The organism is Candidatus Nitrosopumilus sp. bin_68KS, from assembly GCF_054095825.1.
In genome coordinates this window covers 134669-150829 of the sequence record NZ_JBSWSP010000008.1, presented here as the reverse complement: position 1 = coordinate 150829, position 16161 = coordinate 134669, and the positions used below count along the sequence as shown (strand labels likewise).

Annotated in this window: 17 protein-coding genes, 1 tRNA gene and 1 other RNA gene; 6 read left to right on the top strand and 13 right to left on the bottom strand. The window is 32.8% G+C overall.

Features of this window, described 5'->3' with window-relative positions:
• Nucleotides 1-179 precede the first annotated feature (179 nt).
• A tRNA-Leu gene (locus ACW9W3_RS02880) sits at nt 180-264 on the top strand.
• Between the two features lie 5 nt (nt 265-269).
• Here ACW9W3_RS02880 and gatE read toward each other — a convergent pair.
• From gatE to ACW9W3_RS02865, 3 genes are read right to left on the bottom strand one after another with little or no spacing between them, the layout of a single operon-like run.
• Nucleotides 270-2177: a Glu-tRNA(Gln) amidotransferase subunit GatE gene (gene gatE, locus ACW9W3_RS02875; protein ID WP_457764657.1), complete on the bottom strand. Its 1908-nt coding sequence runs from the start codon at nt 2175-2177 to the stop codon at nt 270-272.
• A 13-nt stretch (nt 2178-2190) separates the two neighbouring features.
• Nucleotides 2191-3480, bottom strand: coding sequence for a Glu-tRNA(Gln) amidotransferase subunit GatD (gene gatD / locus ACW9W3_RS02870; protein WP_457764656.1), 1290 nt, complete (start codon nt 3478-3480; stop codon nt 2191-2193).
• Nucleotides 3481-3512: 32 nt separating this feature from the next.
• Nucleotides 3513-5699 carry a CDC48 family AAA ATPase gene (locus ACW9W3_RS02865; protein WP_457764655.1) on the bottom strand — a complete coding sequence of 729 codons (2187 nt, stop codon included), beginning with the start codon at nt 5697-5699 and terminating at the stop codon, nt 3513-3515.
• A 103-nt stretch (nt 5700-5802) separates the two neighbouring features.
• On the opposite strand from ACW9W3_RS02865, the gene ACW9W3_RS02860 reads away from it, so the two are divergent.
• Nucleotides 5803-6537: a 50S ribosomal protein L2 gene (locus ACW9W3_RS02860; protein WP_457764654.1), complete on the top strand. Its 735-nt coding sequence runs from the start codon at nt 5803-5805 to the stop codon at nt 6535-6537.
• A gap of 49 nt (nt 6538-6586) precedes the next feature.
• Nucleotides 6587-6865 (top strand): acylphosphatase, encoded by a 279-nt coding sequence (locus ACW9W3_RS02855; RefSeq protein ID WP_457764653.1) that lies wholly within the window; start codon nt 6587-6589, stop codon nt 6863-6865.
• Here the strand turns inward: ACW9W3_RS02855 and ACW9W3_RS02850 are convergent.
• The 4 genes from ACW9W3_RS02850 to ACW9W3_RS02835 form a co-directional block, all read right to left on the bottom strand.
• Complete coding sequence (locus tag ACW9W3_RS02850; RefSeq protein ID WP_457764652.1) at nt 6862-7194, bottom strand: hypothetical protein; 333 nt, start codon at nt 7192-7194, stop codon at nt 6862-6864. The genes ACW9W3_RS02855 and ACW9W3_RS02850 overlap by 4 nt on opposite strands.
• Before the next feature lie 31 nt (nt 7195-7225).
• Nucleotides 7226-7537, bottom strand: an RNA gene (gene ffs / locus ACW9W3_RS02845) — signal recognition particle sRNA.
• A 34-nt stretch (nt 7538-7571) separates the two neighbouring features.
• On the bottom strand, nt 7572-8486 hold the full coding sequence (locus ACW9W3_RS02840; RefSeq protein ID WP_457764651.1) for a TIGR00269 family protein: 915 nt from the start codon (nt 8484-8486) through the stop codon (nt 7572-7574).
• 43 nt (nt 8487-8529) lie between these two features.
• Nucleotides 8530-9681, bottom strand: a complete 1152-nt coding sequence (locus ACW9W3_RS02835) for a site-2 protease family protein (RefSeq protein WP_457764694.1) — start codon at nt 9679-9681, stop codon at nt 8530-8532.
• Nucleotides 9682-9769: 88 nt separating this feature from the next.
• Between ACW9W3_RS02835 and cutA the strand changes: the two genes are divergently transcribed.
• Nucleotides 9770-10081, top strand: a complete 312-nt coding sequence (gene cutA / locus ACW9W3_RS02830; RefSeq protein ID WP_457764650.1) for a divalent-cation tolerance protein CutA — start codon at nt 9770-9772, stop codon at nt 10079-10081.
• Here cutA and ACW9W3_RS02825 read toward each other — a convergent pair.
• Nucleotides 10078-11121, bottom strand: a complete 1044-nt coding sequence (locus tag ACW9W3_RS02825) for a pelota family protein (RefSeq protein WP_457764649.1) — start codon at nt 11119-11121, stop codon at nt 10078-10080. The genes cutA and ACW9W3_RS02825 overlap by 4 nt on opposite strands.
• Nucleotides 11122-11153: 32 nt before the next feature.
• Nucleotides 11154-11570, bottom strand: coding sequence for a hypothetical protein (locus ACW9W3_RS02820; protein ID WP_457764648.1), 417 nt, complete (start codon nt 11568-11570; stop codon nt 11154-11156).
• Nucleotides 11571-11740: 170 nt separating this feature from the next.
• Here ACW9W3_RS02820 and ACW9W3_RS02815 point away from each other — a divergent pair, with 170 nt between their 5' ends.
• The gene (locus ACW9W3_RS02815; RefSeq protein ID WP_457764647.1) at nt 11741-12160 is read left to right on the top strand and encodes a secondary thiamine-phosphate synthase enzyme YjbQ; all 420 of its coding nucleotides are present in this window, start codon (nt 11741-11743) and stop codon (nt 12158-12160) included.
• Here ACW9W3_RS02815 and ACW9W3_RS02810 read toward each other — a convergent pair whose 3' ends face one another.
• Genes ACW9W3_RS02810 through ACW9W3_RS02800 form a run of 3 tightly spaced genes read right to left on the bottom strand, consistent with a single transcriptional unit; the run spans nt 12161 to nt 13593 of the window.
• Complete coding sequence (locus ACW9W3_RS02810) at nt 12161-12325, bottom strand: hypothetical protein (RefSeq protein ID WP_008296916.1); 165 nt, start codon at nt 12323-12325, stop codon at nt 12161-12163. It abuts the gene before it with no gap.
• A 49-nt stretch (nt 12326-12374) separates the two neighbouring features.
• On the bottom strand, nt 12375-12824 hold the full coding sequence (locus tag ACW9W3_RS02805) for a metal-dependent transcriptional regulator (RefSeq protein WP_371504422.1): 450 nt from the start codon (nt 12822-12824) through the stop codon (nt 12375-12377).
• Nucleotide 12825: 1 nt separating this feature from the next.
• Complete coding sequence (locus ACW9W3_RS02800) at nt 12826-13593, bottom strand: TrmB family transcriptional regulator (protein WP_371504423.1); 768 nt, start codon at nt 13591-13593, stop codon at nt 12826-12828.
• 118 nt (nt 13594-13711) lie between these two features.
• Here ACW9W3_RS02800 and tes point away from each other — a divergent pair, with 118 nt between their 5' ends.
• Nucleotides 13712-15376: a tetraether lipid synthase Tes gene (gene tes / locus ACW9W3_RS02795; RefSeq protein WP_182129610.1), complete on the top strand. Its 1665-nt coding sequence runs from the start codon at nt 13712-13714 to the stop codon at nt 15374-15376.
• Nucleotides 15377-15383: 7 nt separating this feature from the next.
• Here tes and ACW9W3_RS02790 read toward each other — a convergent pair whose 3' ends face one another.
• Nucleotides 15384-16091: a class I SAM-dependent methyltransferase gene (locus ACW9W3_RS02790; protein ID WP_457764646.1), complete on the bottom strand. Its 708-nt coding sequence runs from the start codon at nt 16089-16091 to the stop codon at nt 15384-15386.
• Nucleotides 16092-16161: the final 70 nt, after the last annotated feature.

Genomic DNA, 16161 nt, shown 5'->3' with positions numbered 1-16161 from the left:
TGTATTCAATAGCTCCTTAACTTTTTCATCATTGTAGAATTTTACATTATATTGCCCTAGAACTTTTTTACAATTTGAACAATATACTTCATTAAATTCCATTTTTTCACTTGATTGATTTGAATACTTTTTTCATAGTATAATAAAGAAACTTATTCTAGATTTCAAAAATTCACATTGCGGGAGTCACCCAGCCTGGTCAACGGTGTAAGGTTCAGATCCTTATCTTCTAGGAGTTCGTGGGTTCAAATCCCACTTCCCGCATTTAATCAAATATTCTCTAATTTTTTCTTAATATTTTTTAAAAGAAGATTATTTACTATTTCACCCGAAACTTTTCCTCTTAATTCTTTCATAACAATACCCATCAATGGTCCAACTGATCGTTCTTTTTGATTTTTTACAATTTCTTGATTTTTTTCAATTATTTCTATGATAATTTCTTCCACTTTTCCTTCATCAATAGCTTCAATTGATGCATTTTTCAAGGCTTCATCGATAGACTGAGACTTCCTAGACATAATATTCCCATAGATTATCTCAATTGATTCTTTTGCAATTTTTCCTTCTTCTAATAGTTGGAATGATTTTACAATATTTTCTTCTGTTAATAGTTTAGAATCAAGACCGTTTCTCTCTAAATTAGTAATTGTTGAACATAAAATTGATGCTACAAAGGTAGGATTGACTGCAATTTTTTTAACTATTTTTTCAAATAATTCAATATATCGTGAATCAAAAATCTGCTCAGACAGCTGAGGATTCAATTCATATTTTTTTTGTAATTCTAAAAGTGATTCATCCCATGATTTTGGAATATTTTTACTAGCATTTTCTAATTCTTCATTTGAAACTGAGATTGGTGGAATATCTGTTTCAGGATACATTCTTGATGCACCTGGACGGGGTCTTAAGAAAACAGTTTCACCAGTCTGTGTAGCCAATCTAGTTTCTGCAGGAACACCTTTCTTGGCCACTTCCAATCTATTAATAATTGAATTAATTGCAAAATCTATTTTTGAAGAAGGGGCAGCAATTATCAAAAATGCATCGTTTTGTTTAACTTTTAAAATATTTTTAACAATCGTGATATCTCCATCTTCAATTCCATAGTTTGGTAATTCATCAGAATGAAAAACACCCCCAATTCCATAAAACTTTACTAATTGTCCTATTTCTTTTCCTAATCTAATTCCTTCAAATGGAGTATATCCAAACATTCCACAAAAATTTTCAATTTTTATTGCTTTGATAATTGAATTATCTTTTAATGCTTTTTGAATTATTTTAGATTTACAATTTTTCCAATTTTCAGTGATATCAAAAATATTTTCTTTTTTTGAAATTCCTTTAAACTCTGAATTCCTTAATTTCTCAGCAATTTTTACTAATCCAAATTGCCTTTTAGCCTCAAATTCTACTACTTTTTCTAATTGATCTAATTGTTGAACTCCTTTTACTTCTACTACTGCTCCTCCATTTTTTACTGAAACATTGACATCTTGTCTTATTGATCCAATCCCCCTGGCTACTTTTTTAGTACTTCGTAATAGCCTACCTAAAGATAATGCAATTTTTTTAATTTTTTTAGAATCCCCTTCTACAGGATCTAATGCAATCTCTAAAAGAGGAACACCAAGTCTATCTAAACTGTATTCTCTAATGTTTCCTTTATCTCCAAGAAGTTTTGCTGCATCTTCTTCAAGACAAATTGCTTGAACTCCTACTTTATCACCATCAACTTCAATATACCCTCCTTGTGAAATTAACATAGTTCGTTGAAAACCTGTCGTGTTTGAACCATCAATTACTGTTTTTCTCATTGGATAAATCTCATTAAAGATTTTTGAATTTAGTGATTTTGCAATTACCAGTGCAAGATCTTTTGCGTCATTATCTAAGTTATGTGGTGGTTCCTCATCTTGTTCAACTAAACAACTACTTTCTCTATTTGCATAATAGACTATTATTTTAGATTTTGACTTTTCAAATAATGCAGCTGGATCATATTCGCCTAATTCACTCTTAACTGCACGCAATTTTCTTTGAAATTTAATAGAATATTCTTCAGATTCAATTGGTTTGCAATTACAAAATAATTTTTTATTAGTTGCTAATTGTTGATGAATTTCTAGTCCTACCTTTAATCCAATATTACTAATAGAAAATTCTGACACTTTATTCACTCCTTTAAGTTGAAATCTCTGAAGCAATATTTTGAAGCATAATTTTTTTCACTTCTTCAATATCTTGTAAATTCCCTAATGCCCACATTGTCTTTACTAATGCTACTTCAGGGATCATATTTTCTAATGGAATTATGCCTAAATTAAGTAAATCACGACCGCTTTCATACACTGTCATTCTAACTCGACCGTCAATACATTGAGAAGTCATACCTAGAAAAATTCCTTTTTCATTAGCCTTTTTTACACATTTGTACATTGTTTTTCCAATATGGCCTAATCCTGTACCTTCAAAAATTATTCCTTTATAGCCCATCTCAATAATTTTTTCTAACAAATCTGGATCATATCCAGGATGATATTTTACTAATGCGACTTTGGTGTCTAGTTTAATTTTTGGTAGAAACTCTTTAGTTGTAAAAAAATCACTCTGAATGTTTTTTTGAATTTGATTTTCTGCAATTATGAATGCTGGAACATCTCCAATTGTTTGAAATGCTCCTCTTTTACTCGTGTGATTTTTTCTCACTCTAGTTCCTATATGGCATGCTACTGTTTCATCATTTTCATCATGATGCATAACAATGTAGACTCCTATAGTATTACTTGTAGTGATAAATTTTGTTGCACCAATCAAATTTAATGCTGCGTCAGATGAAGCACGATCTGAAGATCTTTGAGAACCTACAAGTACAATTGGTATTGGAAATCCTGCTAATGCAAATGAAAGAAATGATGATGTATAATGCATAGTATCTGTACCATGTGCTATAATTATTCCAACATAATCTGATTTTGAATGTTCCTTTATTTTCTCAGCAATTTGTAACCACTGTTCAGGTTGTATGTTTTCAGAATACTCTGAAAATATTACCTCTGCATCAATATTGGCAATTTTAGCAAGCTCTGGAACAGAAGCATTAAGTTCTTCAGCTGTTAATACAGGAGTTACTGAACCTGTTCTATAATCAACCTTACTTGCAATCGTTCCTCCAGTTGATAATAGTAAAATTTTTGGCAACCCTTCATTTTTTTCCACACTTTCATTTTTTTCAATTATTTTTTCAATTACTTGATTTTTCTCAATTTTCTTTATCTCACTAATTTCTAATCCAATATTATATCCATTTTTTAATTTCAAAACAATATGTTTGTCATCACTGTGTTCATATCTTGGCATTATTATGCCAGAATACGTTATATCGCAAGTAATCTTGACAGAATCTCCTACTACAATTTTATTTGTTTTAAGAAATTCTAGCGAATTCCCTTCATATCCTCTATATTCTGACATTTATGAGAATTAGATTTGTTATTTTATTAAAACTACCTGTAATAGGAAGCGACTAGTTTTTCGCCTAACTTTAGATCTTTTTGTTCTCTGACTTTTTTGACTGCTTCTTCAAAGTGTTTCATTGTTACCTTAGCATCAATTGTAGTTTTCTCAATATCTTTTTCATCTGGATGAGAATCTAAAAATTCATGTATTACTAGAGATACTGCAGTATTTGCAATCGATGCTGTATCTGCACCACTTAACCCATCAGTTAGATCAGCAATTTTCTCAATGTCAACATGTTGAGGATCACTTGAATCATCAATTATTGGAATTTTTGCTGCATTAATTTTCAATATACTCTTTCTGCTTTCTTTATCTGGAAGTGGAATTTGAATAATTTTATCGAATCTACCTGGTCTTAATAATGCAGGATCTATCATATCTGCTCTATTTGTAGCAGCTAAAACAATAACGCCATGCATATTTTCCATTCCATCTAATTCTGTAAGTAATTGACTGACAACTCTTTCAGTAACAGCTGTTTCTCCACCTGCACCTCTAATTGGTGCAATAGAATCAATTTCATCAAAGAATACAACACATGGAGCAGATTGACGTGCTCTTTTGAAAATCTCCCTGATTCCTCTTTCGGATTCTCCTACCCATTTTGATAAAAGTTCGGGACCTCTAACAGAAACAAAATTTGCTTCACTTTGTGTAGCTACTGCTTTTGCAAGTAATGTTTTACCTGTTCCACTTGGACCATGAAGTAAAATTCCTCTTGGCATAGTATGTCCTAATTTATCATAAAGACCAGGATATTTCATAGGCCATTCAACAGCCTCTTGCAGTTCCCGTTTAACATCATCTAATCCTCCAACATCATCCCATTTTACATCTGGATTCTCTATGAAAACTTCTCTCATTCCTGATGGTGTTACTTCAATCAAAGCTTTGAGGAAATCATCATTGTTTACGATTAATTTGTCTAAAGTTTCTGGTGGAATTTTCTCTTCTTCTAAATTAAGAATAGGTAATAATCTTCTCAAACATTTCATTGCAGCCTCTTTACAGAGATATTCCAAATCTGCACCAACATAACCGTGACTGACAGCTGAAATTTTATCAATATTAACATCATCAGATAGAGGCATGTTTCTACTATGAATTGCAAGGATGTCTTTTCTTCCTTTTTTATCTGGAACTTTAATCTCAATTTCTCTATCAAATCTTCCTGGTCTTCTAAGTGCGGGATCAATTGCATTTGGTCTGTTTGTTGCAGAAATAACAATTACTTTACCTCTAGCTTCTAGACCATCCATTAATGACAACATTTGAGAAACAACTCTTCGTTCAACTTCTCCAGTAACTTCCTCTCTCTTTGGTGCAATAGAATCTATTTCATCTACAAAGATAATTGATGGGGATTTTTCTCTGGCCTCTTTGAAAATTTCTCTTAGTCTTGCTTCACTCTCTCCGTAAAACTTACTCATAATTTCTGGACCAGAAATACTGATAAAATGTGCATTACTTTCATTGGCTACTGCTTTTGCAAGTAATGTTTTACCTGTTCCTGGAGGACCATACAATAAAACACCTTTTGGTGCTTCAATTCCTAACTTTTCAAAAATTTCTGGATGTCTTAATGGAAGCTCAATCATTTCTCTAACTTTCTTAATCTCATCTGTTAATCCACCAATGTCTTCATATGTTACTTGAGGAACTCCACGTAATGTTTCTCCTTTTTCTGCAATATGGAAAACAGTTTTTTGAGTTACTAAAACAGCGTCAGCTGCAGGAGTGACTCCAATTACTTGAAAAGTTAAACGACCACCAAAATATGGAACCATCACATTATCGCCCTTAATCAAAGGAACACTTTCTAAGGCATCAGCAAGATATCTTTCATCAATTGGTGGAATCGCTTCTAATGGAGCAACTACTACTTTTTCTGCAGCAACTGCTTTTATTTTTCTAACTGAAATCGTATCTCCAATTGCAATTCCTGAATTATTTCTGCCAAGCCCATCAATTCTGATAATCCCCTTTCCTTCATCAGATGGATACAAAGGAAGACATTTTGCAACTGTTCTTCTTTTACCTTTAATCTCAATAACATCGCCTGTAGAGGCATTTAGAGTATCCATAGAATCATAATCTATTCTTGCCACTCCTCTCCCAACATCTCTGGTATATGCTTCAAGAACTTTGAGAGAAAGACCACTTTGGCTCATACAGAAATGCCCTCTGTCTAATTTTTATACCTTTGTGGTAATTTTCTTAACTTACAATAGACATCACAAGCTTAAAATCCTCTTTCCGTAGGAAACGATCAACATGGGTAAGAGACCATTAGTTAGAAGACGTGGCCGTGGAGGAATGCAGTTTAGATCTACATCTACTGGTAAAGTAGGCTCCAAAGCAAATTACCCTCGTTTTCCACTTGCCGAACAACATGAAGGGGAAATTATCGATTTAGTTCATGAACGTGGACGCGAAGCACCATTAGCCAAGATTAGATTCGAAGATGGATCTGTTTCATATGTTCCAGCAATTTTAGGAGCCAAAGTAGGTGAATTTTTACAATTTGGATTAAAATCAGAGATTGAGAAAGGAAATGTAATTAGTGTTCAAAATATTCCTGACGGCACAATTGTATGTAATATTGAAAAGCATTTTGGAGATGGCGGAGCCATTGTCAAATCTGCAGGTACTAATGCAACTATTTTCTCTCATGGTGATGAGGGAGTTACTGTTAAACTACCATCTGGAAGATTTACTACACTAAATCCAAAGAATAGAGCCATGATTGGTACACTTGCTGGTGGTGGAGCAAGTGAACGACACTTTATGAGTGCAGGAAACAAATGGCGTAGTTTTAAGGCTAAAGGAAAGAAATACCCAATTGTTAGAGGTGTTGCTCAAGCAGCTTATGTTCACCCACACGGTGGTGGTCGTCATCAACACGTTGGACAAAGCTCAACTGTTTCAAGAGATGCTCCTCCTGGTGCAAAGGTGGGAAGTATTGCTGCTAGAAAGACTGGTAGAGCTAGAATTAAAGAAAGAAAGTAGTTTCTCTTTAACCTAAAATTGATTAATGACTCTATGAAATCTATCTTTAATGTCAAAACAACGAATTAGAATTTTTGTAACAGGTAGAGTACAAGGAGTTTTTTTCCGTCAGACATTAAAAGCGAAAGCAAAACAAAATGATGTTTTTGGTTGGGTCAAAAATTTGAAGGATGGTCGTGTTGAATCTGTTTTAGAAGGAGACATAGAAAATGTTACTAGATTAGTTGAATGGGCTCATGGTGGACCTGCAAATGCAATTGTTGAAGATATAGAAATTCAAAATGAAGAATTCAGCGGTGAATTTTCAAAATTTGATGTTGTATACTAGTGAATTTTCTCAAATGCTTCTTTTATCATATTGCCAAATTCTGAAATTTTTTGTTCCTTGCTAATCTGAATTACTTCTATTGGTTGTTTTCTACTTTTTTGAATTTTAATAATCACTCCTTCACTTTGAGGCTCTACATCGACAAACCATCTAAAAGTAATTGATTTACAAAAAACAACTCTATGCATCCTAATGTCCTCCACTACATTTTCTCCTAAAGAGAAACAAAATTCTCTAATGGAATTAAAAAGAGGTAATACTGAACTTGGAATCTGTTTCTTAAAATCTTCATAATCTCTTTTATTCCCAAATGAGATTATTCCTTCCATGATCTTGTTGTTTTGATTGAAATTATAAAGGTAGTAGATCTGCTGGCTCCAGTCTAGACGAATAGCCCCATTTCAAGGCATACAAGATCCGCCACGTTGACGAGGAAGCGTGGATGCTCCACCTTAGGATTGCTCCCTCCCGGACCTCATCCCTTTCGATGGTTCGGTCTTAGAAGTTATCCCTTCGGATATTTCTAGTCCTGCAACCACCCGCCTCGGCGTGATTTCATTTCCGCACACCAAGCGGGAATTACCCATCTAGAGATTTACCCAACAGTTACTGATCTCTGCATATAGCCGGTTTCAGAACAGGGCACGGCTGGCACCCTAATCCTACCTACTACCATTTATTCTAAAAAAAGTATGTTATATTTGCATTAGGTTTGATTTTCTTTTAGTTTTAAAACCATATTACAAACTGAGCATATGCTTCCAGTGCATTCAGTTCCACATTTTTCACAAGTCATTTTTACTTTTGAATTTGAAGTCTTTACAATTTGAGAAACTTTGAGAATTGATTGATACAAATTATTTTTAATTCCACTATGTTTGGTTTCTAGAGAATTTAGAAATTCACGAATCTCTGTTCTAATACCTTCATTCATGTGTGGACAGGGTTCTGATTGAAATGGAATATTATTTGTAAATGCATAAAAGACTATTTCAGATTCATAAATTTCACAAAATGGTTTTATTTTTCTTAAAGAATTTGAGGATGTATCAGGATCCATCCAACCAATCTTAGTTGTATCACCTGAAAGCATGTTTATTACAAATGTTTGTAATGTATCATCTAGATTGTGACCCGTTGCTATCACATTAGCACCAACATCCTTTGCAGCATAATCTATTGCTCTTCTTCTAAGGGTTCCACATATTGAACATGATGAAGTTTTTTCATTTTCTCGTAAATCTAAAGCTTCATCTAATGTCAATTCAAAAAGATCTTTATATGCATAAACTTTATGTTCTACATTAAGTTCGGAACAAAATTTTTCAACAATTTCTAAAGCCTCATTTCTATATCCTGGAATTCCTTCATCAATGGTAATTACTATTATTCTAAACTGATGTGTAGATGCCATTTCATGAATAATTTTTAGTAATGCTAAGGAATCTTTTCCACCAGAAACAGCAACAGCCACTAATTCATTATATTGAATCATGTTATATTTTGAAATAGTCTTAGCAGTTTTTCTTACAATAGAATTTGAGAAACAAGGTGAACATAATTTTTGACCTGAATATTTTCTCGTATATACAGCTGGATTTTGGCAACTATCACATATCATGAATTTCTTGATATTTTTTCATTAATGATTCTTTAGGTGAATTCTATATTGTAAACCAACCAGATTTTAAATATGATAATGCAATGTTAAGTCCAAATAGAGTAAACGTGAATGCGTAAATTCCCCACATTACTACATTTACTGATTTATCTGATATTTTTTTATCAATAATTGTATGAATGAATTTCCCTCCGTCTAATATTGGTAGAGGAAGCATATTGATTATTCCTATGAAAAATGAAATCATCCATAACCATAACAAAAACATTGAAACATTTGGATCATTCCATGTGATAAAATTCATTACTGGCTTGTATGCAAATGTGTTGTCTCTCATAATTCCAATTAATCCTCTCTCAGGATCTTCAGGAGATGGAATTACCTCGACCCCAAATTCTAGTGTTTGACTATCTCTTAACACAGTTACAGTTGCTGTTTCACCTGGATTCAAACTGGGAAAATCAATTGGACTAAAGATCGGTATTCCATTAATTGATGTAATGATATCATTTGCAAGTAATCCTGCTTGTTCAGCTCCTGAGTTTTCTATAATTGATAGAATCAAAACCCCATCTGGTAATTCATAAAATACACTGAGAAGTGGCTCAGGTAGTACCATTGCAAAAAATGGGTTTGTTAATAATATAGCTCCTAAAACAAATGCAAACATTACATTTGATGTTGCCCCTGCACCAATTACTCTTAATTTTGAAATCTTTTTTGCCTTTTCAAATTCTTCTTCATCTGGTTCTACAAATCCTGCAAACATTGCGATAAATATTGCAAAGCCTCCTGTCTTGATTTTTATTTTTTCCAAAGCTGCAACTATCCCATGTGCTCCTTCATGTATTACAAGAACAATTGGAATTGATAGTAAAAAGTATGTAATTGATGATGCAGATGTTAGTGTCACTCCTGGAATAAGTACAGTTAATTCTGAAAATTCGGACTGTGCAACAAAAAAGTTTGATACATTATTGAGCAAAAACCAGAATGCAAAACCCATCATAATAAAACCTGCAATGACACTTGTATCTGCAAAGACTCTGATTCCTCTTTTTGTTCTACTGAGAACTTTGTTTAGAACTGAATTGACTTCTTTGTTTTTGTATACTAAACTATATGCCTTTATTTCAAAACCATGTTTTTCTAATTTCAGACCTTTTGCAATTATGACAATTATGACCCAAGCAATTAAGACATAGATAATCGAATTCTGTGTAATAAAATCAAGTTCCAAACTAATTGTTAATTTTTTAAGGTACGTACATTTATCGGTTACTATGAAACCTGTAATAATTGTCTCAACATATCCTAGTAAGAAATCTATTTCTAAAATTGCAAATGATCTTGTCAAAAATAAGGTTGTGGCATGCGTTAACATTTCAAAAATTTCTTCAATTTATTCTTGGAATAAAAAAATTGAAAATACATCTGAATATCTTGCTATTTTTAAAACTATGACAAAAAATAAGGGATTACTGAAAAAGAAAATTTTGGAATCTCACCCATATGATGTCCCTGAAATAATAGAGATTGATATTTCTTCAATTAACAAGTCATATCTTGATTGGTTGATTGACTCTACAAATTAAGATTCAATTGGATATCGTAACAAAGAAACTATTCCTCCCAAACCTGAAACTCTAAGACCAATATCTGTAGATGCATCAACACTGTAAATTGTAACTCCTTTACTTTCAACATCATTGAGAAAATCCATAATTTTTTGCTCATCATTATCTTGTATTGCTTTATCTGAGAATACGAGAGATTCAACTGCACCCATTTTATTTGCATGAAAAGTTTCATTAAACCCCATCGTAAACTTTTTACTTTTTTGATTTGCAAGAATCATTACCTCGTCAATTATAGATGAAGCTTTAGCTAGTTTACTTTCTGACATTATTTCTTGCATTGCTTGAGATTTTGTAAATGTGTATATTCCATCCTCTCCTCCTGAATCTATTCCTTCAACTATCTGAATTTTGAATTTTTGTAACTTTTCAATAAAATTTGCAAATCTTTTTTTTGTTTCACCTGGACCAAAAATTACTACATGATCTTCTTTTTTAGAAATAGAAAATACTGCTTGTTGTACTTGATCAAAGAATTTTTCGATGTTAAAATTTGTCTTGTATCTTTTACCGCCAGCACCTGAATAAATATTTGGCATAAATTCTAAATGTGTTCCTCTTAATCTTGCAATTCCACAATCAGCAGTATCAATAGCTACAAGTACAAAAGCAATTTGATCATTGTTTGATTCTAAAAGTTTCTTCTCAACAGGTAACCATTTTTTCTTTGAAATTGTAATTCCATCATTAATTTTTAGAATAAAAGAATGGTGTGATCCATGAGGAACTGATTCATTACTTGATTCGTAAATTGTTCCACCAACCCTCAACCTATCCAGAACATCATCTAGAGAAATTTTTTCTACAGTTAATGCAATTCTAACTTTGATTCTTTCTCCTTTATCAGGTCTTGAATAATCTTTGTCTTGTTTTAATACTCTAGTTGTATCACCTATCACTTTATCCTCTTTTTTAATAATGCGACGTAGATTCAAAAGATCATCAGGATCTTCTGCTATAACTGAAATTGAATTATCATCAATAGTCTTTGTAATCATAATAATGATTTAATCCACAACAAGAAAAGAGTTTAGCTTGTAACTTCGTTTGTATTTGATTCTTCTGTTTTTTTCTTTAGATAGTTTTCAACCCAATCTAAAGTAAGAACACCTGATTCTGCTAGATTTGTTAGAGAGTTTGCAGAAGCTTCACCAGAAACTTTGCCATTATTTCTTCTTAATTGACGCCATTTCAAAGATGTGTTTCCACTTTTTGAATTATATATAATTCCTAAAATATCTCTTGCATTAACAAATGTAATATCTCTTATTTTTTTCAAAGTTACTTTATCAGCTGCTTCCACATAAATTGCACCTAAATTATCTTCTCTTTCTGCAAATACTTCTGAATCTTCCAAATAACTTCGTGGGGCATAGGATTTACAGGTACTTGAAATGATAAATCTTCTAAAACTTTCCAATGAGGCAGGAGTATCAATTGCAACCATTTTGAAAGATTGAACTATTAGCCATTTATCAAGCTTCTTGAAAGACTCAATAGGAATCTACCTGAATTATGCATGCAGGCAGTGATGAACCTATCCCTTTGAAATGATGATGAGGATCTTGAGTTCTGAGCCTGCCTTAGGTTTTTAATGATTGTTCTGTGCTAAAAAATATGAAATCTCTTACAGAATATCTTACATTTGAAGTTAAAACACGAAGAGCATTTGTCAATATTACAAATGATGTAAGTAATCTTGTTACAAAAAGCAAAGTCAAGGAAGGATTTTGTCTTGTGAATGCTATGCATATCACTGCCAGTGTTTTCATTAATGATAATGAGGGAGGATTGCTTCATGATTATGAGAAATGGTTAGAAGGCTTAGCTCCACATGAACCAACCACTCAATATGAACATAACAAAACTGGTGAAGATAATGCAGATGCTCATCTAAAAAGACAAGTTATGGGAAGAGAAGTTGTAATTGCAATAACTAATGGGGAATTAGATTTTGGACCCTGGGAAGAAATCTTCTATGGTGAATTTGATGGTAAACGACCAAAAAGAGTTTTAGTTAAAATAATTGGGGAATAACTATCCAAAGTCTGCATCACGCTTTTGACTTTGTGATTCATTCTTTCTTGCAGCAGCTCTGAATTCTTCATCATGATTTTGAGGTCCATGACCGCACTTTACACATGCAATTTTGAATCCATCATCATTTTTCTCATAAGTTTCACAGCCACAGAAGCATGCCATGAATCAATTTATTTTCTAAGATGATATATCTTTTGGGATACAAATTTAATTATGCAGATTTACAACATTCGCCCATAGGAATTTCATGATCATGTGGACATTTTCTTGGATGCTTTAACATTACACAAAGTGCATCTGTAAATTGTTTATTCATATGGTGTTCAATTCCACATACCATTTCCTCATCAATTTCTACTTTTAATGCACTATCCATGAGAACTTCAAGTAATCTACTGTTTCTCATCATACTTGCACCTATTCGCTCACCATCCTCTGTAAGTTTCACACCTGCTTTGTTGTAATTTACAAGATTTTTGGAATTTAATTTCTTGAGCATTTGAACAACACTTGGTTGCCTGACATTGAGCATTTTTGCAATGGTACTGATCTTAACATCTTCTCCTCTTTCTTTAATATGCCAGATTGCCTTTAGATACATCTCTACATGTTCTGCTTCTGCAGTTCCTACAAAGAGAGTTTCTTCATCTATTGCATCCATATTATATCACCTTTGAATCTTTTAATAAATATTCAAAGTATTGACGTGCAAATCCAGCCAATCCTGCATGATCTGCCCAAATTGCTACAACTTCTGAAGTGTTAGCACCTCCTATTTCTGGACCTAATAATATTACAACATATCTTTTATCAGAAATTATACCTCCTCCAAACAGTCCTTTCTTAATTTTTACAGTTGATACACGTTTGATTGCTTTAATTGATTCTTTATCCATTTTATCTGATGTGAGTATTGTGATATCTACTCCTTTATCATGAAGTGATCTTAATTTTGGTAATGCTTGTTTAACTAAATCTACTCCAGCTTCGGGTAATGCAATCATTACCTCATTTCTACATGTATCTACCATCTCTAAAATTTTAGCTGCAATGTTAATTGCACCTGAGAGTACCCAAATATCTGGTCTCTCACTAGTTCCACTTTTTTCATATAATGGAACCAATTCATTTAGTATTACACTTTGATTTTGAGAAAAATCATTTTCCATTTTCTGTTTTGTAGTTTCTAGTCCTGTGGATGGTGATTTTGCAAAATATTTTGTTGGTCTTGAGTCATCTGAACCAATCCATCCTTTATCCTCTAGAGTTCCTAACACTTCGTAAATTTTTGAATATGGCACTCCTGATTTTTGACTAAGGTCTGATGCTGTTAATTCTCCAGATTTTAACAAAGCAGAGAATGTTCTAATTTCATAACTTGTAAGCCCGATTTTTTCTAATGCCTTTCTTGTTTTATCAGATATGCTCATATGCGATCTAGTCGATCAGTTTTGGTATTTAAATGAAGTATGCCTAATTACTAAATTCCACACGGGGGTGAGTGTGAAATGGATTATATAGTATTTCAGAAGAATTTCGATTACAGGTATGGCACTAATTCAGATATCCAATCAATCAACAAAAAATTTAGGTAAAAAATCTACGATTAGATTTACTCAAAGCATATGTCCAGACTGTAACATGATTCTGGATGCAGAAGTCTTTGAGAGGGATAACAAAGTCTTCATGTCTAAAGTTTGTCCTACTCACGGTGAATGTGAAGAATTATACTTTGGTTCTTATGAAATGTACAAGAAATTCAGTACATACTGGATGGATGGAAAAGGTGCCCATTCTCCAAATGTAATGATTGACAAATGTTCATGTCCTAACAACTGTGGATTATGCTCAAATCATCTGTCACATAGTGGACTTGCAAACATGATTGTAACTAATAGGTGTGATTTAACATGCTGGTATTGCTTCTTTTATGTAAAGAAAGGTCTTGAAGGCGCTTACATGTATGAACCAGATCATACTCAAGTTAGAGCAATGATGAAGACACTGAGATCTGAGAGACCAATTCCAGGAAATTCTATGCAAATTACTGGTGGTGAACCAATGCTTAGAGAAGATATTGCTGATGTTATTAAAATAATGAAAGAAGAAGGCGTTGACCATATTCAAATGAACACAAATGGTATTAGACACGCCATGGATCCAGAAGCTGCAAGAGAAGTAAGACTTGCTGGATGTAACAACTTGTATCTTTCCTTTGATGGTGTAACTGCAAGAACAAACCCTAAAAACCACTGGGAAATTCCATATGCACTTGATAGTTGCAGAAAGACAGGCACTACTGTAGTATTTGTTCCAACAGTAATCAAATCAATTAATGACCACGAATTAGGTGGAATTATCAGATATGCACAAAAGAATATGGATGTAGTTCACGCTGTAAACTTTCAACCAGTATCGCTAACTGGAAGAATGGGTAAAAGTGAACGTGAAAAATACAGAATTACAGTTCCTGATTGTGTTCAAAGAATTGAAGAACAAACAAATGGTGAAGTAACTGTTGATGATTGGTTCCCAGTCCCAAGTTGTATGCCACTAACAAATGTAATTGAAGCATTCTCAAGCAAACCAAAATACGAATTATCAATTCATTTTGCTTGTGGTGCAGGTACATACATCTTTGAAGATGCAGATACAAAGAAATTTGTCCCATTAACAAAATTCTGTGATATTCAAGGAATGTTAGAACTCTTTGAAGATAAAGCAGAAGAGATTCGTTCTGGTAAAAACAAGTACTTTACAATGCTTGAAGTTGTTAGAAAACTCAAAGGTTTTGTTGATACAAAGAAACAACCAGCAGGATTAGATTTAGCAAAAATGTTTGGTAATATCCTAATGAAGAGATCATTTGATTCAGTTGGTTCATGGCACGTCAAGGGATTATTCCTTGGTATGATGCACTTCCAAGACAAATACAATGAAGACTTGGAAAGATTACAAAGATGTGATATTCACTATCTTACTCCAGACCTCAGAATAGTTCCATTCTGTGCATTCAATGTTATTCCAGAATGGTATAGAGACAGAATCCAAAAGAAGTATTCTATTACTGTAGAAGAATGGGAAGAAAGAGAAGGCGTCAAACTAGAAGATGGTCTTTACAGAGGTCTCATGAGACGTGGAGCAGGTGATGAACTTGCTGCTGGCTGTGCAAAGAGTCAGATGTTCCATGATGCAGCACAAGCCACAATGTAAAATTTTTTTATTCCTTTTTTTGTAAAATAACTCTAAGATCTCGACCTTTTTCAGGAGATGTTTTAATTCTTGGATAATATTGATAAGGACTAAAAATTTTCTGTATGAGTCCTTCTATTTTTGTAGCGGGTCTAAAACAATCACATGCAATAATATTAAAATTTCTTTTTACCAATTTTAAAAGAGATTTTTTTGTAAAATGATGAATGTGCGGATTTTTGAAAATCGATGCTTGTAATGTGAATTCGTGATCGCATCCAGGAACTTCTATGAAAAAAATACCATTTTTTTCCAAGTTTCTATTAATATTATTTAAAAAAATATCCGGTCTAACCAAATGTTCTAAAACATGAGACATCCAAACAATATCAAATGTTTTATCAATATTTGAATCTTCAATAAAACTATGGATTACATTACCTCTTAGCAATTTTTTATTAATTAATTCAACATTTCTAGAATCTGGTTCAATTCCTGTAACTTCAAAACCTTTTTTTTCAAACCAATAAATTGCTTGACCTCCTCCAACCCCTATATCTAGAATGGTTTTTTTGTTTTTAAAATATGGCTGACAATAAGCAAATTGTGAAATCCAATTTCTTAGTTTTCCAAGTGAATCTGAATCTGTATAATTAGATTCAATTGATTCTTTTGCCTTTCTTTCATTCCAGTAATCTCCACTGTATAATTTTTTCAATTTTTGCTTAATCTCCATTTCTGTTTCTCCTGTGACATAATAATCACAATTTTTACAAAAATAAACAGGCATATCTAAATTAGAATCG